The organism is Hyphomicrobium sp. B1, from assembly GCF_049532635.1.
Lineage (GTDB): Bacteria > Pseudomonadota > Alphaproteobacteria > Rhizobiales > Hyphomicrobiaceae > Hyphomicrobium_B.
Genome location: NZ_CP134871.1, coordinates 973310 through 995479, shown reverse-complemented (window position 1 = coordinate 995479; position 22170 = coordinate 973310). Strand labels below are relative to the sequence as shown.

Genomic DNA, 22170 nt, shown 5'->3' with positions numbered 1-22170 from the left:
TTATGGCGACACTCACGTCCGAAGAGGTGCAGCGTTACAAGCGTCACCTTGTGCTGCGTGATGTTGGTGCGCCTGGACAGCAGAAGCTGAAGGGCGCGCGTGTTCTCGTTATTGGTGCCGGCGGACTTGGTTCGCCGGTCGTCACCTATCTTGCGGCGGCGGGAGTCGGCACCATCGGCATCGTCGACGACGACACCGTTTCGATCGACAACCTGCAGCGTCAGATCGCGCATCGCACCGATGACGCCGGGCGACTGAAAGTCGAGAGCGCACGCGATACGATGCTGCGTCTTAATCCACTCATCACGGTCGAGACGCATGCGGAGCGCATCAATGCCGATAATGCGATTGCGCTGATTTCCAACTACGACATCGTTGCTGACGGCTCGGACAACTTCGCGACACGCTATCTCGTGGCGGACGCGTGTTATTTTGCCAAGCGACCGCTCGTCTATGCGACGCTCGGGTCGTTCGACGGTTATGTCTCGACGTTCAAGCCGTATGAGCGGAACGCCGAGGGCGAGCCTTATCCGACACTGCGCTGTCTCTTTCCAGAGGCACCGCCGCAAGGGCTTGTCGCCAACTGCGAAGAAGTGGGCGTACTCGGGCCGGTTGCCGGCGTCGTCGGCACGCTGCAGGCGACGGAAGTGGTGAAGGAAATTCTTGGTCTCGGTGAAAGTCTGGCAGGGCGACTGCTGATCTATGACGCACTCGCGGCGCGCTTCGAGGTCGTCACCATCGCCTGGGATCCGGACAATCCGCTGTCAGGCAAGCAGCCGACGATTGTCGATCTGTCTTCGCACCGGGCATCGCAGAATTCGGCCTGCGCCGCCGAGTGACCCCGTCTCTGTGCCGACCACTGTCGCGCGCAATTAAAGGCCCGTTCCTTCCAATCGTTTGCGTACCCGGCGTGGCTCGCGATAAAAGATCCAGCATCAATTGCGAGGTCGCAGTGTGTTGCCTCTTCTGCAGAATCTTCTCTTTCTGATCATAGAACTGCTCAGGGTGCCGTTCGATCTTGTCGTCGGCACGAAGCGGCGGATCTATGAGGTTTCGCGCTTCGTCGATGCGCCGAAGACAGTGGCGTGGAATGTCGTCTCGGCGCACAAGATCAAGCTCGAAGGGCCGCCGCCGATGGAGCTCGATACCGAGCCCGATCCGGCGCGTCCGGGCGTGTTTACGGGAACCTGTCAGTACAACGACAAGCGGCTCAAATTCGCTTACCAGATCCTGGCGGAGACACCGGGCGAAGCGATGACGTTGCGTCTGCTGGCGGATGAATGCGATCCGATCTACCAGGTCGGCGACGATTACATCGGCGCTGTCGCCGTTGCGGGCGACGACCGGCAATCGGTCATCACGGAATGTTGCGAGCTGACGCACACCAGGATTTCGACGCGGCTGTTAATGCCGCTGACGGTCTTGCGCAGTCTCTACAGCCTGAAGCGAACTGCGGAGGCTCGCGCGGGACGGCACGGGCGCAATTTTGGCGATCAACTGACGAGCGCGGCTATTACCGGGGCGCTGACGTTTGCGAGCTTCTCAGCGCTTTTCGATATGTCGACCGCCGTGATTTTGCTGCTCGTGGTGTTGCTGCATGAGCTTGGGCATGTGCTGGCCATGCGCTGGGTCGGCATTCCCGTGCGCGGAATTTATTTCATTCCGTTTTTCGGTGGTGTGGCGGTCGGCGAGGGTTTCGGCAAAAGCGAAGCGGTGCGCGGTTTCGTGGCGCTGATGGGACCGGCGGGCAGCATGCTGACGACGGGAATTTTCTTCTGGCTGTCGTTGCAGAACGACGATCCGTTTCTTGCAGACCTGGTGTTGTTGAGTGCGGTGGTGAACGGCTTGAACCTGCTGCCAATCCTGCCGCTCGACGGCGGCCGGATATTGCAGGCGTTGACGTCGCGCCTGTCGCCGCGCGGGGCACGTGCCATTCATGGCGCACTGCTACTCGTCGGTGTCGGACTTGCCGCCTGGTTCGGCGACTACCTTTTGATGGCGCTCATTCTGCTGATTGCGCCCGGCGTTTTGTCGAAGCAGACGTATGCGCTCAACCAGGTGATGCCACTGACACGCCGGGAGATGGCGTGGCTCGTCTGCGGCTACGGCGCGACATTACTTTTTTACATCGGTGTGGCGGAGCGCACCTGGAATACGCCGCTCGTCGCGGGCGGTTCTTGAAGCCGCCCGCGAGACAGGGATTGCGTCAGAGCATCGCCGGATGGACGCGGTCGGGCGGTGCGTGGCCGTCGGAGTAGGCCTTGATATTGATGATGACCTTCTCGCCCATGTCGATGCGGCCCTCGATCGTTGCCGAACTCATATGCGGAAGCGCGACGACGCGGTTCGATGCGAGCAGACGCGGATTGACGGCCGGTTCATGCTCGAACACGTCGAGACCGGCGCCTGCGATGGCGCCCGATTCGAGCAGGCGGACCAGCTCGTTCTCGTCCACGACTTCGCCGCGCGCGGTGTTCACGAGATAAGCCGATGGTTTCATCAACTTCAGACGGCGCGCCGAAAGCAGATGGTACGTCGCAGGCGTGTGCGGGCAATTGATCGAGATGATGTCCATTCGTGTCAGCATCTGATCGAGGCTTTCCCAGTAGGTGGCCTCAAGTTCTTCCTCGACCTCTTCCATGACACGGCGGCGGTTGTGATAGTGGATCTGCAAGCCGAACGCCTTGGCGCGGCGGGCGACCGCCTGACCAATGCGGCCCATGCCGATGATGCCGAGGCGCTTGCCATAAATGCGGTGTCCGAGCATCCAGGTCGGCGACCAGCCCGTCCATGTCGTTGCGGGATCGCGCATGTAGGCAGCGCCTTCCGCGAGACGGCGGGGAACCGTGAGGATCAGGGCCATCGTCATGTCGGCCGTGTCTTCGGTCAGCACGCCCGGGGTGTTCGTAACCAGGATGCCCCGGTTGCGCGCGGTGTCGAGATCGACATTGTCGACGCCGGTGCCGAAGTTTGCGATCAGGCGCAATTTTGGTCCGGCCTGGGTCAGAACCGAGCGGTCGATGCGGTCGGTGACGGTCGGGACGAGAACGTCGGCGGTTTTTACAGCTTCGACGAGTTGAGCATGGCTCATCGGCTTGTCGTCGACATTCAAGCGCGTATCGAACAATTCACACATCCGTGTCTCGACGACATCGGGGAGTTTTCGCGTAACAACGACAACAGGTTTCTTGGGGGACGTCGGCATTCGTTTCCCATTGCTTGAAAAATGCGGCTTTGGACGAGATGACTCGGCCGCTTGAGAAAGTGCGGCCCCGTGTCTATCAGATGGCCTTTGCTAAGACAAAGTCCTGAAATCAAATAGCAGACGCCCCACTGCCGGGCATGCATCGATCCATGCTCGAACGCGGGGGCTACGAGCTATTCCAAATGACTGAATTCGCCATCACAAATCCGACGCGCGGAAGAATTTTGCTTGCGGTCTCGTGGGTTAGGTTCGTCGTTGCGGCCATATCCGTGGCGATTGCGGCAATGTCGGCCGTCGTACCGGCAAAGGCCGATGATTCGCCGCCTGTGACCGGCAGCGGCCTGCCGGTTCCGCGTTTCGTCAGTTTGAAATCGGATCGCGTAAACCTCAGGAACGGCCCAGGGACGGACTATCCTACTGGCTGGGTCTATCGCCGGGCCGGGCTGCCGGTCGAAGTGATCAAGGAATTCGAGACGTGGCGCGAGGTTCGCGATTCGGACGGCGTCACGGGCTGGGTGCTGCAGTCGCTGCTGTCGGGTCGGAGAACCGGGCTCGTGCTGCCTTGGGAGCGAAAATCCGGATCGTCGCCGCTCGTGCCGATCATGGCCAGCGACAGCTCACGGTCGGGCGTCGTCGCCAAGGTGGAAGCCGGCGTGATCGCCGATCTGCATTCCTGCGACGGCCGCTGGTGCCGCGTGACCGTCGATCAGTACAGCGGCTACATAGAGCAAAAGAAGCTCTGGGGCGTCTACGAGGGCGAGACCTTCAAATAAAGGACGCGCTGATGCAAAAGCCCAAGCGCCGCCAGCGCGGTTGGGCTTTGCAGGCTATTCGTCGCAGTTAGATTTTCGCGAGGCGCACGACGACGTCGACGTGCGTGATCTTCATGCCTTCCGGCGGTTCGGGCAGGCCTTCGACCGAAATCGCGTCGCCGGGAATATCCATCAGCTCGCCATTGGGTTCGAGCAGGAAGTGATTGTGATTGGAGATGTTGGTGTCGAAGTAGGCTTTCGAGCCTTCGATCGCCAACTCGCGCAGTAGACCCGCGCGCTTGAACTGATGCAGGGTATTATACACGGTCGCGAGCGAGACATGCTCTCCGAGACCTGCAACCTCGGCATGAAGCTGTTCTGCCGTCACGTGGCGGTCACCGCCTTCGAACAGCAAACGGCCGAGCGTCATGCGCTGGCGCGTTGGCCGCAGACCCGCCTTTCGGAGGAGGTCGGAGGTGTTTGCCGGCATCCCGGTTTCCATATCGAGCGGAGATTTCTCGGACATTTCCGTTTGCAGAACCGTGTTGGCGTCACCACGTTCGATCGCAAGAATCGCCCGTGATGCAACGTGCTTCGAAGATCTGAGTATAGTCACTTGCCGGAAAACCCGCAACTTGCGGTCAAAACGGCTTTGAGGCGGGGATTTGGCCTGTTACACGCACCGGCTGGTCATGCTAGGCGCTCGGCCAAGCGTGTGTTAGGACCCGCTGATCTTGAACGGCCGGAGCATATTGTGCACGTACACGACACCATCGGCCATGAAACGAGGGGATACATGGCAGAACGCCGTTCTAGCTACGAATTCGATGATCTGCTCGCTTGCGGCCGTGGGGAGCTGTTCGGGCCGGGAAATGCCCAATTGCCGCTGCCGCCAATGCTGATGGTCGACCGGATCGCGTCGATTTCGGAGACGGGCGGCGCACATGGCAAGGGCCAGATCGTCGCCGAACTTAAAGTCGCCGGAAACGAGCGTCTGGATTGGTTATTTGCCTGCCACTTCAAGGGTGATCCGGTCATGCCGGGCTGTCTCGGTCTGGATGCGCTGTGGCAATTGACCGGATTTTTTCTGGGCTGGCTCGGACTTACGGGGCAGGGCCGGGCATCAGGCGTCGGCGAGGTAAAGTTCACGCGCGAAGTGACGCCGGACGTGAAGCAGCTTGAATATATCATAGACATTAAGCGGGTTATTGCTCGAAAGCTGAAACTCGCCGAGGCTGACGGGGTCCTGAAAGCCGACGGCGAAGTGATATACACAGCCAAGGACCTGAGGGTCCTACTCAAGTCGAGCGAAGGCCCTTAAGCGTGGGCCTAGCGCCCGGTTGCCAGGGTGGGCGGCAGCAGGAACCGCAGGAGTGAAGGAGCGCATGCGGCGCGTAGTTGTGACTGGGATGGGTGTTGTGTCCTCGATTGGGAACAACACCCAGGAAGTTCTTGCTTCGCTGAGAGAGGCGAAGTCCGGCATTTCTCGCGCCGAGAAATACGCTGAGCTTGGCTTCAAGTGTCAGGTCCATGGCGCGCCCCATATCGACTGGGAAAGCATGGTGCCGCGCAAGCCGAAGCGTTTCATGGGCGCGGGCGTCGGCTGGAACTGGATTGCGATGGATCAGGCCATTCGCGATGCGGGCCTTGAGCCGTCGGATGTGGTGAATGAGCGCACGGGCGTTATTCTGGGCTCGGGCGGACCTTCTACGAAGGCCATCGTCGAGGCGGCGGAGACGACGCTCCGGACCGGCAGTCCGAAGAAGATCGGCCCGTTCGAGGTACCCAAAGGCATGTGCTCGGGACCGTCGGCCGCGCTTGCGACCGCCTTCCAGATCAAGGGCGTTAACTATTCGATCGCGTCGGCGTGCGCGACAAGCTCGCACTGCATCGGTAATGCTGCCGAAATGATCCAGTGGGGCAAGCAGGACATCATGTTCGCAGGCGGCTGCGAGGAACTCGATTGGACGCTGTCGGACCTGTTCGACGCCATGGGTGCGATGTCCACCGGCTTCAACGCCACGCCGGAGCGGGCCAGCCGGCCGTTCGACAAGAACAGGGACGGCTTCGTGATCGCGGGCGGCGCGGGCGTCGTCGTGCTTGAAGAGCTCGAACGAGCCAAGGCTCGCGGAGCCAAGATTTACGGCGAACTCAAGGGCTACGCCGCGACATCCGACGGCTATGACATGGTCGCACCGTCCGGCGAAGGTGCGGAGCGCTGCATGCGTTTGGCCATGAAAGGGTTCGACGGTAAGGGCTTGCCCACGATCGATTATATTAATCCGCACGGAACCGGCACACCGGTCGGCGACGCCAAGGAAATCGACGCCATCCGGGCCGTCTTCGGCGATAAAATCCCGCCGATCTCGGCTACCAAGTCGTTAACGGGGCACTCGCTCGGCGCTATTGGTGTGCAAGAGGCGATTTTCTCACTGCTGATGATGAACAATGGCTTCATCGCCGAAAGTGCAAATATCGACGAGCTTGACCCGGCGTTCGCTGATGTGCCAATCGCTCGCAGTCGTATCGACAACGCCAGCCTTAACTGTGTGATGTCGAACAGCTTCGGTTTTGGCGGCACCAATGCCACTCTCATTTTCTGCCGGCATGATGCCTGATTAACCGATGCTTTCCTGGTCGCCGCTAGGACTGCTCAGCGGCGAACGGTTGAGAGCGATGAGAGTATATAAGCGTGGTTCAGGCTGGTTTGACGTACGCGGGCGTACCTTTGGTGACAAAACGAGGCTTCCTATGACCGACATCGATATCGCTAAGCCCGGCCCAATCATGGCCGGCAAGCGTGGCCTCATCATGGGTGTTGCCAACGACCGTTCGATCGCGTGGGGCATCGCCCGTGTCCTTCACGGTCAAGGCGCTGAGCTGGCATTCACCTATCAAGGTGGTGCATTCGGTCGCCGCGCTGTGCCGCTGGCGCAGTCGATGGGCTCGAAGATCATTGAGGAATGCAACGTTCTCGATCTTGAAAGCGTCGATCGCGTTTTTAATCGCATCAAGGACGAGTGGGGCAGCATCGACTTCGTCGTGCACGCGCTGGCCTATTCCGATCCCAAAGAGCTTGCTGGCCGCTACGCCGACACGACGCGCGAAAACTTCATCAACTCGATGGTGATCTCGTGCTTTTCGTTCACTGAGATCGCGAAGCGCGCGTCGGCGCTGATGCCGAACGGGGGCTCGCTCATTACGCTGTCCTATGGCGGTGCGACGCGCTGGGTGCCGTCCTACAACGTCATGGGTGTTGCGAAGGCCGCGCTTGAGGCTTCGGTGCGCTATCTCGCAGCCGATCTTGGACCGCAGGGCGTTCGCGTCAATGCGCTCTCGGCCGGTCCGATGCGCACGCTCTCGGGCGCTGGCGTTTCGGATGCGCGCGTGATCTTCAATTTCCAGCGCGATAACTCGCCGTTGCAGCGTACGCCGACGCTCGATGAAGTGGCGGGGTCGGCGCTTTATTTGCTGTCGCCGCTGTCGGGCGCAGTGACGGGCGAAGTTCACTTCGTCGATTGCGGCTATAACACCGTGTCGATGCCGTCGCTGCAGAGCCTGAAAGAGCAGGACGCGGAAGCCAAGCCCGCCAGCGCATCGCCGTCGGCTGCGGCGGAGTAAAATCCGGCCCGTCTGGCGTCGGGCGATCGTCTAGCCCGGTTGACGTCCACAATTCGCCGTCGCAAACACTCCGGCCATGATCGGGGTGTTTGATTCAGGGCTGGGTGGACTGACGGTGCTTCGCGCGCTTGTTGCGCGTTTCGACACGGTCGATTTCGTCTATCTCGCCGATCACGCCCACGTCCCCTATGGCAATCAGGCGTCTGAAGCCATCGTCGGCTATACGCGCGACTGTGTCGAAGAGCTGTTTGCGCGCGGCGCCAAGCTCGCGCTTCTGGGCTGCAACACGGCGACGGCGGTGGCGCTTCGGCGATTGCAGCAGGAGTGGCTGCCGGGTAGTCGCTGGGCCGGCGGACACAATGTGCTCGGCATCGTCGCGCCAACAGTCGAAGGCGCAACGCAGACGCCGTGGGCGGTGACGTCGCCGCAATATCCACAGAAGTACAACACCGACACGATTGCCGTTTTCGGCACGACGCGGACGATCACGTCGGGCGTCTATCCGGAAGAGATCCGCAAGCGCTGTCCGAAGGTCACGGTCGTGCAGCAGATCTGCTCGGAGCTTGCGGGCGCCATCGAGCAGAAGCGGCCGGAAGCGGAGCTTGATGCGCTCGTTCGCGAGGGCGTCGAGGCGATGCTTGCCAGCAACGGCAACATGCCGCCGCATCGCGCCATTCTCGGCTGCACGCATTTTCCGCTCGTTGAGCATCTGTTCCGGAAATACCTGCCGCCGTTTACGCGCATTCTTTCTCAGCCCGAGGTCGTGACCGACAGTTTCGAGGATTACTTGGCGCGGCGGTCGAATTACCTCAGCGGCAATGAACGGGGAAAGCTCACGCTGTTGACAACAGGCGACCCTCAGGACGTCAGCGAGAAAGCCCGGGTTTTCTGGCCCGACGTCCCTGCCTTCGCCAAGGCCTGAAGCGTCCGTGCAACGCTGCGACATTTTCGCTGGTTATTTGTCATTGATCCGTTGGCGGAAGAGTTCCCCGCTGGTAGACGTCATGGTGTCTACAACTCCGGCGGGGTGCCGAAGGCATAGGGGAGAGGGATAGGCCCGATGACAACAAAGTTTTCGTTCGCTGCCATGGTGATCGCTGCGGGGCTGATGTTTGCAAGCGGACCAAGCATTGCGAATACGAGCGTCGCCGTCGGCAGCCTGAAGACCGTGGCTGCTGCTCAGGGGACTACAGTTCAAAAAGTGGGCTACTGGAATCGCTGCCGATGGGGCATCGGCGGCTATCACAAGTGGGTGCCGGGCGTCGGACGCGTGCAATGCACGGCGCGCAAATGCTGGCGCAATAGCTGGGGTATTCGCCGCTGCCGCTGGTATTGATCCGGCGCAGTTGTCATCTCGGACGAGGTGTCGCGAGCGGGAGCTCGATGCAGCGGGGAAGAGGCTTCTCCTACGAGTTCTAGGCCCGCAAGCGGTATCGCCAGGATGGCCGTTTGAGAAATCAGGCGGGGTAAAAAAAGCCGCCGGACTGCGGGTTCCGGCGGCTTTCGTCATTTCAGCAGTGAGGCGAGGGCTCAGCCGCGCTCACGGCGCGGACCGCGACCGCCACGGCCACCTTCGCGGCGCGGCGGACGGCTCTCGAAGACTTCTTCCGGCTCGCCTTCAGCGCGCGGGATTTCCTGGCCGGTCGCCTGATCGACGACCTTCATCGACAGACGCGTCTTGCCGCGATCGTCGAAGCCCAGAAGCTTCACGTAGACTTCCTGGCCTTCCTTCACGACTTCGCCGACCGTCTCTGGACGGCCCTGCGCGAGCTGCGAGATGTGGACTAGGCCGTCCTTCGCGCCGAAGAAGTTCACGAACGCGCCGAACTCCATGACCTTCACGACCTTGCCCTTGTAGATGTGGCCGACCTCGGGCTCCGACGTGATGCCGCGAATACGGTCGAGGGCTTTCTCGATCGATTCACGGTTGGCGGAAGCGATCTTCACGGTGCCATCGTCTTCGATGTCGATCTTAGCGCCGGATTCCGCGACGATTTCACGGATGATCGAACCGCCCGAGCCGATGACTTCGCGGATCTTGTCGACCGGGATCTTGATCGTCTCGATGCGCGGGGCGAACTCACCGAGTTCGGTGCGCGCACCCGTGATCGCCTTCGACATTTCGCCGAGGATGTGGATACGGCCCTCATGCGCCTGCTCGAGAGCCACGCGCATGATTTCCTCGGTGATGCCGGTGATCTTGATGTCCATCTGCAGCGACGTAACACCCTTGTCGGTGCCGGCCACCTTGAAGTCCATGTCGCCCAAGTGGTCTTCGTCACCCAGGATGTCGGAGAGGACGACGAAGTCATCGCCTTCCTTGATCAGGCCCATCGCGATACCAGCCACCGGAGACTTCAGCGGCACGCCGGCGTCCATCAGAGCGAGAGACGAACCGCAGACCGTCGCCATCGACGAGGAGCCGTTCGATTCGGTGATTTCGGACACAACGCGGAGCGTATAGGGGAACTCTTCCTGACTCGGCAGCATGGGATGGATCGCGCGCCATGCGAGCTTGCCGTGGCCGATTTCGCGGCGGCCCGGAGACCCCATGCGGCCGACTTCGCCGACCGAGTAGGGCGGGAAGTTATAGTGCAGCAGGAAGCGCTCTTTCTTCGTGCCTTCGAGGCTGTCGATGAACTGCTCGTCTTCGCCTGTGCCAAGCGTCGCGACGACCAGCGCCTGCGTCTCACCGCGGGTGAAGAGCGCAGATCCGTGCGTGCGCGGCAGAACGTGGACTTCGGAAAGGATCGGACGAACCGTCTTGAGATCGCGGCCGTCGATGCGCCGCTTCGTCTTCAGGACGTCACCACGCATGATGTCCATTTCGAGCGACTTGAACGCGTCCCCGAGCAGGACTTTCTCGTTCGGGTCGTCAGCCGGAATGGCGATTCCTTCGGTGATCGCCTTCTTGGCTTCCGAAACGAGGTCCTGACGCTTGCCCTTTTCCTTGGTCGAGAAGGCTTCCTTCAGCTTCGTTTCGGCGATCTTCTTGACGTCGGCGGCGTATTTCGCCTTGTCGGCGATCTTGATATCCCACGGTTCTTTCGCGGCTTTTTCGGCCAGCTTGATGATCGCCTGGATCACCGGCTGCATGTGCTTGTGGCCGAACATGACGGCTTCGAGCATCTGGGATTCCGGAAGTTCCTTGGCTTCCGATTCGACCATCATCACGGCGTCGGTCGTGCCGGCGACGACGAGGTCGAGGGAGGTTTCCGCCATCTCGTCAATCATCGGGTTCAAGACGAACTCACCGCCAATGAGGCCAATGCGGGCGGCGCCGATCGGGCCGAGGAAGGGCAGGCCCGAGAGCGTCAGTGCGGCGGAGGCCGCGACCATGCCCAAAATGTCGGGATCGTTTTCGAGATCGTGCGACATGACCGTCACGACGACCTGGGTTTCGTTCTTGAAACCATCAACAAAGAGCGGACGGATCGGACGGTCGATCAGGCGCGAGACGAGCGTTTCCTTTTCGCTCGGGCGGCCTTCGCGCTTGAAATAGCCGCCGGGGATCTTGCCGGCTGCGTACGTGCGTTCCTGATAGTTCACGGTCAGGGGGAAGAAGTCGATGCCGGGCTTGGCGGAGCGGGCGCCGACGACGGTTGCGAGCACCGTGGTGTCGCCATATTGCGCCATGACGGCGGCGTCCGCCTGGCGGGCATAATGGCCAGTTTCAAGCTTCAGCTTGCGGCCACCCCAGTCGATTTCGACGCGATGGATGTCAAACATGTTTGATCTTTCGTTTTCGCTTTTTCTGTTCGGTCGGTCAGCTCAAACGGCCTCATGCCGGGAGAGCGCGTATCGCGCCGGCACCGATCGGGGCGCCGACGTTCTTCTTGTTCAGTAGATCGCGTGACTGGCCATCGGGGCCCGTCCTGTCTTGGACGCTCTTGCGAGCGCGCAATTAGCGGCGGATGCCGTTTTTCTCGATGATCTTCTGATAGCGGGCGTTGTCCTTGGCCTTGACGTAGTCAAGGAGCTGGCGGCGCTGGCTGACCATCTTGAGCAGGCCACGGCGCGAATGGTTGTCTTTCTTGTGCGCCTTGAAGTGCTCGGTCAGCTCGTTGATGCGATGCGTCAGGACGGCGATCTGGACTTCTGGCGAGCCGGTGTCGTTGGCCTTCGTGGCGTTGTCCTTGATGATAGCCGTCTTGGCCTCACGGCGGTGAGGTGCGATCTGCGACATCGAATGCTCCTTTCGAAATTGGGAGTTTGAGATCAGCGGCCACGGCCGGGATGTCGTCCAGCGGGGTCGCAAACGAAAGCCGCGCGGGAACGAGGCCCGCGCGGGTGCGCTACTTATACACGAACCTCAGCCAAAGGCGAGGCGGATTTCGTGGAAAATTTCGTGATTTTCTTCAATGAATTAACGAAAATTAGCCGAGATTGAAGACGCGCGTCGGGTGCAGCGCGCCCTTGGCAAGCTCGCCGAGCGCGATTAGGCGACCCTTCGAGGTCGCGTAGGCGGGGCCGGTCATGATCGGCGCGTCACGGCCGCGAATGATTACCGTTTGGCCGCGCGCCAGCGTGGCGGCGTCGCTTTGGGAGACGAGCAACTCGGGGAGATCGGCGAGGGCCGCCTCAACGGGCAGCAGCAACTTGGCGATCTCTCCCGGATCTTCCGACCGCGCGGCCGCGAGGAGCGTGTCCATGCTGATGGCGCGAGCTTCGTCGAAGGGGCCGACTTCGGTACGCCGGAGCGCGATGACGTGGCCATAGCAGCCCATCAGCCGGCCGAGATCGCGGGCCAGTGCGCGGACGTAGGTGCCCTTGCCGCAGCGGGCTTCGAATACGCTTGTCGCGTCATCCGGCATGTCGACAAGCTTCAGGCTCTCGATCACGACGGGGCGCGGTTCAAGGACGACCGTTTCGCCGTCGCGTGCCAGATCGTAGGCGCGATTGCCGTCGATCTTGATCGCCGAATAGGCGGGTGGCACCTGCATGATCTCGCCGTGAAAGCGCGGCAGCAGAGCTTCGATCTCCGCGCGCTCGGGTCGCTTGTCGCTCGTTTTTGAGACGGCGCCTTCGGTGTCGTCCGTCTCGGTCTCAGCACCCCAACGCACGGCGAAGCGATAGGCTTTTTCGCCATCGACCGCGAACGATACGGTCTTCGTCGCTTCGCCGAGCGCGATCGGGAGGATGCCTGTTGCGAGCGGATCGAGCGTGCCGGAATGTCCGGCCTTTTGCGCGTTGAAGGCGCGGCGAACCGCACCAACAGCCTGCGTCGAGGTCATGTTGATCGGCTTGTCGAGAATGAGCCAGCCGTGAACGGCGTTGCCTTTTTTGCGTCGTGCCATGTTCGTTATTTCTTGATGTCGCGCTGAACGCGCTCGCTATCGAGAAGACGGTCAATGCGGGTCGCTTCTTCGAAGGTTTCGTCCTCGCGAAAGCGAAGGTCGGGCGCATAACGCAGGTTCAGCGTGTGCGCGACTTCGGCGCGGATGTATTTCTTGTTCCGCGTGAGGGCTTCGATGACGGGTTTCACATCGTTGCCGCCAAGCGGCATGACGTAGACCGTTGCGAGCTTCAGGTCCGGCGAGAGACGCACTTCCGGAATGGTGATGACGTGGGAAGCCAGCACGTCGTCGTGGATTTCTCCGCGAGACAGCAGTTCGGAAAGTTTGTGACGGATCAGTTCGCCAACGCGCAACATGCGTTGCGACGGGCCTTTGGCGCCCGATGGGGCCGGTTTCTTTGCCATTTGTTATCCGCCGCGGGATGGGACCGCGCGCGGCCTCTTGATAGAAATAGGTTACTGGGTCGAGGGAGTAGCGGATCGTCTCACATCCGCGCAAGCCCGCGCGATGAATATTCGCGCGGGATCGCTTGGGTTAAATGCTTAGAGCGATCGAGCAATCGTCTCGACCTGGAAGCACTCGATCTGGTCGCCTTCACGGATGTCCTGGTAGTTGGCGAAAGACATGCCGCATTCCTGACCTGAGACAACTTCTTTGACGTCATCCTTGAAGCGCTTGAGGATCGCAAGCGTGCCTTCGTGAATAACGACGTTGTCGCGGAGCAGACGGACCTTGGCGCCGCGTTCGACCTTGCCTTCGGTAACAATACAACCGGCAACTTTGCCTGACTTCGAAATATTGAAGACCTGCTTGATCGTGGCGTAACCGAGGAAGATCTCGCGCCGGGTCGGAGCCAGAAGCCCCGACATCGCCGCTTTCACTTCGTCTACGAGATCGTAGATGATGTTGTAATAGCGGATTTCGACGCCCGCTGTGTCGGCGGCCTGCTTCGCCTGCGCGTTGGCGCGGACGTTGAAGCCGATGACGACGGCCTTGGCGGCAGCTGCCAGCGCGATATCAGACTCGGTGATGCCACCGACGCCCGAGTGCACGAGACGGGCTTCGACTTCGTCGTTGCCAACCTTTTTCAGCGCACCGGCGATGGCTTCGACAGAACCCTGCACGTCGCCTTTGACGACGAGCGGGAATTCTTTGCGGCCAGCATCCTTGAGCTGCTGCATCATTTGCTCAAGCGTGCTCTTGGTGCCAGCAGAGCCAAGCGTCTCGCGGCGTTTGCGGACGCGGTAATCCGTCAGCTCACGTGCGCGGGCTTCGTTTTCCACGACCGCAAACTGATCGCCAGCTTCCGGTGCAGAGTCAAAGCCCAGGACCTCGGCGGGAACCGAGGGACCAGCCGCCTGGATGTTGGCGCCGTGATCGTTGAGGAGTGCACGGACGCGACCCCAGGCCGTACCGGCGACGATGATATCGCCGACGTGCAGCGTGCCGCGCTGAACAAGGACGGTGCCGACCGGACCACGGCCGCGCTCGAGCTTGGCTTCGATGACGACGCCATCGGCCGTGCGGTTCGGGTTGGCCTTGAGGTCGAGAATTTCGGCCTGAAGGCGGATCGCTTCGAGCAGCTTATCGAGGTTGGTGTGCTTCAGCGCCGAGACCGGCACTTCGAGCGTTTCACCGCCCATGCTTTCGACCACGATCTCGTAGGACAAAAGCTCGGTGCGGACGCGATTAGGATCGGCCTGCGGCTTGTCGATCTTGTTGATGGCAACAATGATCGGCACGTTCGCAGCCTTGGCGTGATTGATGGCTTCAACCGTTTGCGGCATGACGCCGTCGTCAGCTGCAACGACCAACACGACGATATCTGTCACCTTGGCACCGCGTGCACGCATGGCGGTGAACGCTTCGTGGCCTGGCGTATCGATGAACGTGATCTTGTCGCCGTCGGGCGCAGTCACCTGGTAAGCGCCGATATGCTGGGTGATGCCGCCAGCTTCGCCCGAGACGACGTTAGCCTGACGGATGGCGTCGAGCAACGACGTTTTGCCGTGGTCGACGTGACCCATGATCGTGACGACCGGCGCGCGCGATTCGAGCGAGGAATCGTCAACGTCTTTCTCGCCGACGAAACCGATTTCGACGTCCGATTCAGAAACGCGCTTCGATGTGTGGCCGAATTCCTGGACGATCAGCTCAGCCGTGTCGGCGTCGAGCACGTCGGTGATCTTATGCATCGCGCCTTGCTGCATCAGGTATTTGATGAGGTCGACGGCGCGCTCGGCCATACGGTTGGAGAGTTCCTGAATCGTGATGGCTTCAGGAATGACGACCTCGCGGGCGATCTTTTCGCGCGTCTGCTGAATGCCCATGGCTTTCAGCTTTTCTTTCTCGCGCTTACGCTTCAAGGATGCGAGCGAGCGGACCTGAGCTTCGCGATCGAAGTTCGTGATCGTCAGCTTCTGGCGCTGGCGGCCATCATCGTTGGTTTTGACGGCCGGGCGCGGAACCTTGACGCCGCCGGGGCCGCGCTTGCGAGCATCATCCTCTTCGACCTGCTCGCGAACGACCGGGGGACGCACCGGGCGGGACGGCTTTTCAATCGTCGTCGCATCGGCCGGTCCTGCGGACGCGCCACGGCGGGCCGGGATCGGCAGCTCGATCTCGCGCGGGCGACCGGCTTCACGCGGCATGAATGCAGTGTTGCCCGACGGACGTGGACCGCGGTTGAATTGCGGACGGCCGCCATCGCCGCGCGGCGCATGACCGGCGTCGCGACCGCCATCACGGCGGCCTTCATGGCGTCCTTCGTGGCGCGGCTCACGCTGCGGGGCGTTTCCACGTCCGGCAGGCGGCGGTGTCGGAGCAGACGAAGGCTGAGCGGATGCCGGAGCCGAGGCCTGCGGCGCTGCTTGCTCGGGCGGTTGCGCAGCGGGAGCAGCGCTTGCGGCAACTGCAGGCTCCGTTGCCGTCGGCTGCGGCCGTTCTTCAGCGCGCGGCTGCGGCTCGGGCGGTCGAGCGACAGGCTCGAAGCGAACCGGTTCGACTTCCGGCGCACGGTTCGTATCCTCGGCGCGGGCTGCAGCAAGCGCGCGTTCGCGAGCGGCGCGTTCCTCATTCGAAAGGACGCGGCCAGCGGAACGGTCACCTGACGATTGACTCGGCGGTGCCGGGGGCACGCGATGCGGTGCCTGCGATTTCTCGATCGTTACGGCGCTCGGAGCGGGAGGCGCAGCGCCCTCGCCCTCGGATCCCAATCGCCTGGTCTTCTTTTTCTCGACCACAACGGACTTGGATCGCCCGTGGCTGAAGTTCTGCCGCACGTGGCCAGACTCGACCGTTCGCTGCAGCGATAGCGGCTTTCGCGCTCCGACCCGGATGGTCTTATCGGTCTGGTCGTTCGAATCCGTCATGCGTTGTCCGTTCAGCCTTCACTAGAAAGTTCAGAAATATCATCGGCCGCCCCAGGGGCGGTTTCGGGGGCGGCTTCAATCGTGGAGCGCCGGTAGCGGATAAGCCGCTCCGCTTCCTCCAGAAACCGATCCGACAGTCCTCCGGGTATGAGCGCAGCATGTACCACACTTCCGCGCCCAATGGCCAAGCTCATTTGCGCGATCGTCAGAACATTGACGATGGCAGCCGGTTGGCCACGATCTGCCTGAATAGCCTTGTATTTTCGATCAATTTTCGAGCAGCCGTCGGCGGCAGCATCGGCGCCATGCAGGATGACGCGGACCGGCCCTTTCTCGAGAGCCGCAAAAACCTTTTCGAAACCGGCGACTGCGAGACCGGCCTTATTGGCCAGCGACAGCGTTCCCGCCACGCGCTTAAGGATAAGAGCGTCAACGAGATCTGCAAGATCCTTGGGTGCTTCGGCCTTCGTTTTAAGGCTTTTTGAAAAGGCCTGCGTCGAGATGGCCTTTTCCACCAACTTTCTGTCGCAACCGATCCAGACGCCACGTCCGGGTAACCGCCGGTCGAGATCAGGAACGACAATGCCTTCCGGCGACAAGACGAACCGGATCAGTTCGCTCGAATCACGGCTTTCCCGCGTGACGGCGCACAGGCGCTCGGGACCAACGCCGGAACCCTGTTCCGTGTCGTCCAGCATCGACCGTTGTTGTCGCTTCGCCATCACGCGCGTTTGTCGTCCTTCCGGTCATTCCTATTAGCCTTCGGCGCTGACGCCGGAGGCATCAGCAGCTTCAGCTTCGCCTTCAGCCTCAGCAGGCTGTTCGAGATCTTCGGCCTTGATCCAGCCCGCGTGCACGCGCGCCGCCATGATCATGCTTTCGACGTCGGTCCGCGACAGCTCGAAGCCGTCGAGATAACCCTTGTGACGAACCGGCTCCGAATCTTTTTCCTTCTTGCGCTCGGTCCAGCCGATCAGTTCGTCGGTCGCGCAGTCGGCAAAGTCTTCGACGGTTTTGACGCCGTTCTCGCCGAGCGCAACCATCATCGCGGTCGTGATGCCCGGAATCTCGGCCATGTCGTCGGCAACGCCCAACTCGCGGCGCTTGGCATCGCGTTCGGCTTCCTGCTGTTCGAGGTATTCGCGGGCGCGGCTCTGGATCTGCTCGGCGGTGTTCTCGTCGAAGCCTTCGATGTGTGCGATTTCCGCGATGTCGACGTAGGCAACTTCTTCGATCGTCGCGAAGCCTTCGGTGACGAGAAGCTGTGCGATGACCTCGTCGACGTCGAGCGAATCCATGAGAAGCTGCGTGCGCTCGGCGAATTCCTTCTGGCGGCGTTCGCTTTCTTCCTGTTCGGTCAGGATGTCGATATCCCAGCCGGTGAGTTGAGAGGCCAGCCGCACGTTCTGGCCGCGACGGCCGATCGCGAGCGAAAGCTGGGCTTCGGGAACGACGACTTCAATGCGATTTGAATCTTCGTCAAGCACGACCTTGGTGACTTCGGCCGGGGCAAGCGCGTTGACGATGAAGCTCGCAGCATCCGGGTTCCACTGGATGATGTCGACTTTCTCGCCCTGCAATTCGTTGACGACGGCCTGGACACGAGCGCCGCGCATACCGACGCAGGCGCCGACCGGATCAATCGAGGAATCCTTGGATATGACGGCGATTTTCGCTCTGGAGCCAGGGTCGCGGGCAACCGATTTGATCTCGACCACGCCATCGTAGATTTCCGGCACTTCGGAGCGGAACAGCATCGACATGAATTCGGGGCGGGCGCGCGTTAAGAAAATCTGCGGTCCGCGCTGTTCGCGGCGGACTTCGTAGATGTAGGCGCGGATGCGATCGCCGAGGCGGACGTTTTCGCGCGGGATCATCTCATCGCGGCGGATAATGCCCTCGGCGCGGCCCAGATCGACGATGACGTTGCCGTATTCGACGCGCTTCACGGTGCCGTTGATGACGTCGCCGGTGCGGTCCTTAAATTCGGAGAACTGGCGGTCGCGCTCAGCTTCACGCACCTTCTGGACAATAACCTGCTTGGCGTTCTGAGCGGCAACGCGGCCGAATTCGAGAGGCGGCAGCGTTTCGGCGATCATGTCGCCGGCTTTAGCATCGGGGTTGCGCTTCTTGGCGTCTTCGACGGTAATCTGTGTGGCGTCGTTCTCGACTTCATCGACGACGGCGAGCACGCGCGTGAGCTTGGCTTCGCCGGTCTTCGGATCGATTTCGCAGCGGATGTCGTTTTCCGCGCCATAACGCGACTTCGCGGCTTTCTGGATGGCGTCTTCCATCGCCTCGATAACGATCTTCTTGTCGATCGTCTTTTCGCGGGCGACGGCGTCTGCAATTTGCAGAAGCTCAAGGCGGTTGGCACTGATGCCTGCCATGGCCATGGGATCAATCCTCCAGATCGTCTTCGTCGAGTTCGGCGCCGTCGCCGGGCCGGGTTGAATGGCGCTCTTTGGCGCGTTGCAGCGCTTCGCGGATCAATTCGTCGGTTAAAACGAGCTTGGCATCCGAAATGAGATGAACGGGCAGCCCTAAGTGCTGAATGCCCTGTTCGCCGGTATCGGCTTTGATGCGGACCTCACCGTCTTCGAAGCCTTCAAGGATGCCCTTGAAACGCTTGCGGCCGTCAACGGCTTCTTTCAGCTCGATCTTGGCTTCGTGGCCGGACCAGTCTTCAAAGTCGCTCGGGCGGACCAGCGGTCGGTCGATGCCAGGCGAGGAGACTTCCAGCCGGTAGGCGCCGGAGATCGGGTCGGCGACGTCGAGGACCGGAGAAACGCCCTTGGAGATCGCCTCGCAATCATCGACCGTGATCGAGCCGTCTGGCCGTTCCGCCATCAACTGCACGATGCGGTCGCGGCCGTCGCCCTGAATTTTCACGCGCACCAAGCGAAAGCCGAGATCGGCAAGCACCGGCTCGACAATGGCAGCAATTTCAGCCGCAATGCCGGTCTCGCGCAAAAAACGCGTCGTATCGGCGTTTTCTGCAGGCGAAGCCTGATCCTGATCGTTGGCAACCGTGTCTTGCAATGGCGTTCCTGAGTTTAAAGTCCGTTCGGAGCGGGCCCTGCGGTCCACTCTCCAATCAGTGCGTCGTGTTATTGGAATAGCAGCTAAATAGGCGACTTTGGCCTTTTGCGCAAGGCTTCGGCGGCGTCAGGCCCGCAGAAATCGGAAATAATAGCGTTTGCGGCCTTCGCGAACGGCCTTTGCTTCGTAACGTGTCTCGGGCCAGTCGGCGGGGCGAATGCGCCAGTCTTCGGGGCTTGCGGCCTGCCAGAGAAAGCGCGGTTCGTGGGCGAAAGCTTCAAGCATCGTGCGGGCATAGTCGCCAATGTCCGTGCCGATGCGCAGCTCAGCGCCGGGGCGCATCACGTTCGCGAGCAGCGCCAGTAACGAAGCATTAACCAAGCGGCGCTTCCGGTGCTTTCGTTTCGGCCAAGGGTCCGGAAACAGGATAAAGGCGCGATCTATGCTGTTTGACTGAGCGGCGCGCAGGATGTCGCGCACGTCGTCCATGTGCAGGCGAATATTTTTCAAATTCTCTTCGGTGACGGCCGTCAGGACTTTGATCATGCCGTCTTCGAACGGCTCGCAGCCGATCAGCGCAACACCCGGATTGTGCCGCGCCTGCCAGAGCAAGTGTTCGCCGCCGCCGAAGCCGATTTCGAGCCATGTTTGCGCGAAGCCTTCGGGCGGGGCTGCAGGATCGAACGAGAGGCGCGGAAGATCATGGAGAAGCAGTGCCGATTGACGCGCGCTCGGTTTGCGGCCGCGGCGCCGTCCAAACGATCTCAGCTCGTGTTCGCTGTCAGACATGATGTGTTACCAGAAGAAAACAGCGGGTTTTGCGGGCTTTTGCGTCGGCATTGGCGATACGCACTCCGCGTCGATGGGGCGCTAGTTGAAACAAAATCCGATAAAAGAAAACGGCCGCTTTCGCAGCCGTTTTCCGAAACTCAATTCGTGCGTGCGGCTTTAGCCGACGGCCTTCGCGATCTTATCGGCGAGGTCGGTGCGCTCCCACGAGAAGCCGCCGTCAGCTTCGGCGTGGCGGCCGAAATGACCGTAAGCCGCAGTGCGCGCGTAGATCGGCCTGTTGAGGTCGAGCTGATTGCGGATGCCGCGCGGCGTCAGATCCATGACCTCGCCGAGAGCCTTCTCGATGACGGCTTCATCGACTTTGCCGGTGCCGTAGGTGTCGACGTAGATCGACAACGGCTTGGCGACGCCGATGGCGTAAGAGAGCTGGATCGTGCAACGATCGGCAATGCCGGACGCCACAACGTTTTTGGCGAGATAGCGGGCTGCGTAAGCTGCTGAGCGGTCAACCTTGGTCGGGTCCTTGCCGGAGAACGCGCCGCCGCCGTGGGGAGCCGCGCCGCCGTAGGTATCGACGATGATCTTGCGGCCGGTGAGACCGGTGTCGCCGTCAGGGCCGCCGATGAAGAACTTACCCGTCGGGTTGATGTGCCAGATGCAGTCTTTGCCGATCCAGCCCTCAGGAAGTGCCTTGCGGACGTAGGGCTCGATGATCTCGCGAACCTGGCGGGAGCTCAGGTCTTCGACGATGTGCTGGTGTGAGACGACGATCTGCGTCACGCCGACCGGCTTGCCGTTTTCGTAGCGGACGGTGACCTGGCTCTTGGCGTCGGGGCCGAGCTTTGCGGCGTCGCCGACCTTGCCTTTACGTGCGGCCGCAAGATCGAACAGGATCTTGTGCGCGTAGTAGATCGGCGCCGGCATCAGTTCCGGCGTCTCGTTGCAGGCATAACCGAACATGATGCCCTGGTCGCCCGCACCTTCTTCCTGGTTCGTCGGCTGCTGGGCATCGACGCCGGCTGCGATATCGGCCGACTGCGAGTGCAGCAGAACTTCGATGTTACAGTTGGCCCAGTGGAAGCCGTCCTGCTCGTAGCCGATATCCTTGATCGCGTTGCGGGTCAGGTCTTCGATGGCTGCGACAGTGATGCCCTTGGGGCCGCGCGATTCACCGGCGATCACGACGCGGTTGGTCGTTGCCAGCGTTTCGCAAGCGGCGCGGATCGTCCAGGGATCGAGCCCTTCCTTCGCGCCTTCGCGATAGAACGCATCGACGACCTCATCGGAAATACGATCGCAGACTTTATCGGGATGGCCTTCGGAGACGGATTCGCTTGTGAAAAGGAAGGACTTGCGCGCCACTTTGGCCCCCATGTTTTGAAGATTTGCGGGACGAACGCCGCAACACTGTGCGGATTTCAAACCGACGAAAGGCGCCGGGTTGTCGCAATCTTGTTGCGCCCGGTCAAGCCGAGGTGCGCCGAGAGACGCGAAATGGGCCGCGACCTAGCGCCCTTCCGTTTTATCGGAGGCGAGCCAATCCGTCACAAAACAGCAAGGCTTCAGCTTTCCTCGCCAGCAAGCGCGCGAACGAGTTCGACAATCGAACGGCGAACTTTCGGATCGGTGACACGGGCAAAAGCCTTGTTCAACTCGAGGCCTTCGCGGGTGCCGAGAAAATCGACGACGTAGCTTTCGTCGGGTTGCTCGGCGAAGCCCGGCGCTGCAGCGCCGGCGCTTTGGGCGCCGGAAGGGGCTTCGTCGTAGAAGAATTGAACCGGAACTCCCAAGACCTTGGCGAGGTCGAAGAGGCGGCTGGCGCCGATACGATTGACGCCTTTTTCGTATTTCTGAACCTGCTGGAACGTCAGTCCCAGATGCTCGCCAAGCTTTTCCTGGCTCATGCCGAGAAGCATGCGCCGCAACCTGACGCGTGATCCAACATGGACATCCATGGGGTTAGCGCGGCGAGATCCCTTCGGGGCCTCTTCGCTCGAATCGTCTTCGATAGAGATTTGATCCACCATCACTCGTACAGCCAGCAGTTCCAAAGGCAAAGGCTTTGCACTTCGTAGGTGCACGGGCGCAAG

General features: G+C 61.2%; 21 protein-coding genes. 8 read left to right on the top strand and 13 right to left on the bottom strand.

Going from position 1 to position 22170, the window contains the following annotated elements; genetic code table 11:
* Positions 1-2: 2 nt before the first annotated feature.
* Positions 3-839, top strand: coding sequence for a HesA/MoeB/ThiF family protein (locus RLW55_RS04790; RefSeq protein WP_423415745.1), 837 nt, complete (start codon positions 3-5; stop codon positions 837-839).
* 115 nt (positions 840-954) lie between these two features.
* On the top strand, positions 955-2181 hold the full coding sequence (locus tag RLW55_RS04785; RefSeq protein ID WP_423415744.1) for a metalloprotease: 1227 nt from the start codon (positions 955-957) through the stop codon (positions 2179-2181).
* Positions 2182-2206: 25 nt separating this feature from the next.
* Here RLW55_RS04785 and RLW55_RS04780 read toward each other — a convergent pair whose 3' ends face one another.
* Entirely contained in the window at positions 2207-3205 is a 999-nt protein-coding gene (locus tag RLW55_RS04780) for a 2-hydroxyacid dehydrogenase (protein ID WP_414464429.1), read from the bottom strand.
* Positions 3206-3387: 182 nt separating this feature from the next.
* On the opposite strand from RLW55_RS04780, the gene RLW55_RS04775 reads away from it, so the two are divergent.
* Complete coding sequence (locus RLW55_RS04775; protein WP_409561646.1) at positions 3388-3978, top strand: SH3 domain-containing protein; 591 nt, start codon at positions 3388-3390, stop codon at positions 3976-3978.
* 67 nt (positions 3979-4045) lie between these two features.
* Here RLW55_RS04775 and irrA read toward each other — a convergent pair whose 3' ends face one another.
* Positions 4046-4447: an iron response transcriptional regulator IrrA gene (gene irrA, locus RLW55_RS04770; RefSeq protein WP_414464430.1), complete on the bottom strand. Its 402-nt coding sequence runs from the start codon at positions 4445-4447 to the stop codon at positions 4046-4048.
* Positions 4448-4753: 306 nt separating this feature from the next.
* Between irrA and fabA the strand changes: the two genes are divergently transcribed.
* The 5 genes from fabA (at position 4754) to RLW55_RS04745 (ending at position 8914) form a co-directional block, all read left to right on the top strand.
* The gene (gene fabA, locus RLW55_RS04765) at positions 4754-5278 is read left to right on the top strand and encodes a bifunctional 3-hydroxydecanoyl-ACP dehydratase/trans-2-decenoyl-ACP isomerase (protein ID WP_013950352.1); all 525 of its coding nucleotides are present in this window, start codon (positions 4754-4756) and stop codon (positions 5276-5278) included.
* A 64-nt stretch (positions 5279-5342) separates the two neighbouring features.
* Positions 5343-6575, top strand: coding sequence for a beta-ketoacyl-ACP synthase I (gene fabB, locus RLW55_RS04760; protein ID WP_013950353.1), 1233 nt, complete (start codon positions 5343-5345; stop codon positions 6573-6575).
* Between the two features lie 133 nt (positions 6576-6708).
* Entirely contained in the window at positions 6709-7578 is an 870-nt protein-coding gene (gene fabI, locus RLW55_RS04755; protein ID WP_423415743.1) for an enoyl-ACP reductase FabI, read from the top strand.
* A 76-nt stretch (positions 7579-7654) separates the two neighbouring features.
* A complete protein-coding gene (locus RLW55_RS04750) occupies positions 7655-8500 on the top strand; it encodes a glutamate racemase (protein ID WP_409561650.1) in 846 nt (281 codons plus the stop codon).
* A 138-nt stretch (positions 8501-8638) separates the two neighbouring features.
* On the top strand, positions 8639-8914 hold the full coding sequence (locus RLW55_RS04745; RefSeq protein WP_409561651.1) for a hypothetical protein: 276 nt from the start codon (positions 8639-8641) through the stop codon (positions 8912-8914).
* Positions 8915-9108: 194 nt separating this feature from the next.
* On the opposite strand, the gene pnp is transcribed toward RLW55_RS04745, so the two are convergent.
* The 11 genes from pnp to RLW55_RS04690 form a co-directional block, all read right to left on the bottom strand.
* The gene (gene pnp / locus RLW55_RS04740) at positions 9109-11307 is read right to left on the bottom strand and encodes a polyribonucleotide nucleotidyltransferase (RefSeq protein ID WP_423415742.1); all 2199 of its coding nucleotides are present in this window, start codon (positions 11305-11307) and stop codon (positions 9109-9111) included.
* A 175-nt stretch (positions 11308-11482) separates the two neighbouring features.
* Positions 11483-11836, bottom strand: coding sequence for a 30S ribosomal protein S15 (gene rpsO, locus RLW55_RS04735; RefSeq protein WP_409561653.1), 354 nt, complete (start codon positions 11834-11836; stop codon positions 11483-11485).
* 118 nt (positions 11837-11954) lie between these two features.
* Complete coding sequence (gene truB / locus RLW55_RS04730) at positions 11955-12875, bottom strand: tRNA pseudouridine(55) synthase TruB (RefSeq protein WP_423415741.1); 921 nt, start codon at positions 12873-12875, stop codon at positions 11955-11957.
* A gap of 5 nt (positions 12876-12880) precedes the next feature.
* Positions 12881-13279 (bottom strand): 30S ribosome-binding factor RbfA, encoded by a 399-nt coding sequence (gene rbfA / locus RLW55_RS04725; RefSeq protein WP_013950361.1) that lies wholly within the window; start codon positions 13277-13279, stop codon positions 12881-12883.
* 138 nt (positions 13280-13417) lie between these two features.
* Positions 13418-16246, bottom strand: coding sequence for a translation initiation factor IF-2 (gene infB / locus RLW55_RS04720; protein ID WP_414464433.1), 2829 nt, complete (start codon positions 16244-16246; stop codon positions 13418-13420).
* A gap of 11 nt (positions 16247-16257) precedes the next feature.
* Positions 16258-16968, bottom strand: coding sequence for an RNA-binding protein (locus RLW55_RS04715; protein WP_423415740.1), 711 nt, complete (start codon positions 16966-16968; stop codon positions 16258-16260).
* 33 nt (positions 16969-17001) lie between these two features.
* Positions 17002-18642: a transcription termination factor NusA gene (gene nusA, locus RLW55_RS04710; protein ID WP_409561656.1), complete on the bottom strand. Its 1641-nt coding sequence runs from the start codon at positions 18640-18642 to the stop codon at positions 17002-17004.
* 4 nt (positions 18643-18646) lie between these two features.
* Positions 18647-19288, bottom strand: coding sequence for a ribosome maturation factor RimP (gene rimP, locus RLW55_RS04705; protein WP_013950365.1), 642 nt, complete (start codon positions 19286-19288; stop codon positions 18647-18649).
* A gap of 126 nt (positions 19289-19414) precedes the next feature.
* Complete coding sequence (trmB, locus tag RLW55_RS04700; protein ID WP_423415739.1) at positions 19415-20077, bottom strand: tRNA (guanine(46)-N(7))-methyltransferase TrmB; 663 nt, start codon at positions 20075-20077, stop codon at positions 19415-19417.
* Positions 20078-20236: 159 nt separating this feature from the next.
* Complete coding sequence (metK, locus tag RLW55_RS04695) at positions 20237-21454, bottom strand: methionine adenosyltransferase (protein ID WP_029670708.1); 1218 nt, start codon at positions 21452-21454, stop codon at positions 20237-20239.
* A 188-nt stretch (positions 21455-21642) separates the two neighbouring features.
* The gene (locus RLW55_RS04690) at positions 21643-22035 is read right to left on the bottom strand and encodes a helix-turn-helix domain-containing protein (RefSeq protein ID WP_409561658.1); all 393 of its coding nucleotides are present in this window, start codon (positions 22033-22035) and stop codon (positions 21643-21645) included.
* Positions 22036-22170 lie beyond the last annotated feature (135 nt).

Coding starts and splice junctions, on each gene's coding strand:
- infB (WP_414464433.1), bottom strand. CDS start 16,246: ATGACGGATTCGAACGACCAGACCGATAAGACCATCCGGGTCGGAGCG.
- fabA (WP_013950352.1), top strand. CDS start 4,754: ATGGCAGAACGCCGTTCTAGCTACGAATTCGATGATCTGCTCGCTTGC.
- RLW55_RS04775 (WP_409561646.1), top strand. CDS start 3,388: ATGACTGAATTCGCCATCACAAATCCGACGCGCGGAAGAATTTTGCTT.
- irrA (WP_414464430.1), bottom strand. CDS start 4,447: ATGCCGGCAAACACCTCCGACCTCCTCCGAAAGGCGGGTCTGCGGCCA.
- truB (WP_423415741.1), bottom strand. CDS start 12,875: ATGGCACGACGCAAAAAAGGCAACGCCGTTCACGGCTGGCTCATTCTC.
- nusA (WP_409561656.1), bottom strand. CDS start 18,642: ATGGCCATGGCAGGCATCAGTGCCAACCGCCTTGAGCTTCTGCAAATT.
- RLW55_RS04750 (WP_409561650.1), top strand. CDS start 7,655: ATGATCGGGGTGTTTGATTCAGGGCTGGGTGGACTGACGGTGCTTCGC.
- trmB (WP_423415739.1), bottom strand. CDS start 20,077: ATGTCTGACAGCGAACACGAGCTGAGATCGTTTGGACGGCGCCGCGGC.
- RLW55_RS04690 (WP_409561658.1), bottom strand. CDS start 22,035: ATGGATGTCCATGTTGGATCACGCGTCAGGTTGCGGCGCATGCTTCTC.
- RLW55_RS04745 (WP_409561651.1), top strand. CDS start 8,639: ATGACAACAAAGTTTTCGTTCGCTGCCATGGTGATCGCTGCGGGGCTG.
- RLW55_RS04715 (WP_423415740.1), bottom strand. CDS start 16,968: ATGGCGAAGCGACAACAACGGTCGATGCTGGACGACACGGAACAGGGT.
- fabB (WP_013950353.1), top strand. CDS start 5,343: ATGCGGCGCGTAGTTGTGACTGGGATGGGTGTTGTGTCCTCGATTGGG.
- metK (WP_029670708.1), bottom strand. CDS start 21,454: ATGGGGGCCAAAGTGGCGCGCAAGTCCTTCCTTTTCACAAGCGAATCC.
- pnp (WP_423415742.1), bottom strand. CDS start 11,307: ATGTTTGACATCCATCGCGTCGAAATCGACTGGGGTGGCCGCAAGCTG.
- RLW55_RS04780 (WP_414464429.1), bottom strand. CDS start 3,205: ATGCCGACGTCCCCCAAGAAACCTGTTGTCGTTGTTACGCGAAAACTC.
- rbfA (WP_013950361.1), bottom strand. CDS start 13,279: ATGGCAAAGAAACCGGCCCCATCGGGCGCCAAAGGCCCGTCGCAACGC.
- fabI (WP_423415743.1), top strand. CDS start 6,709: ATGACCGACATCGATATCGCTAAGCCCGGCCCAATCATGGCCGGCAAG.
- RLW55_RS04790 (WP_423415745.1), top strand. CDS start 3: ATGGCGACACTCACGTCCGAAGAGGTGCAGCGTTACAAGCGTCACCTT.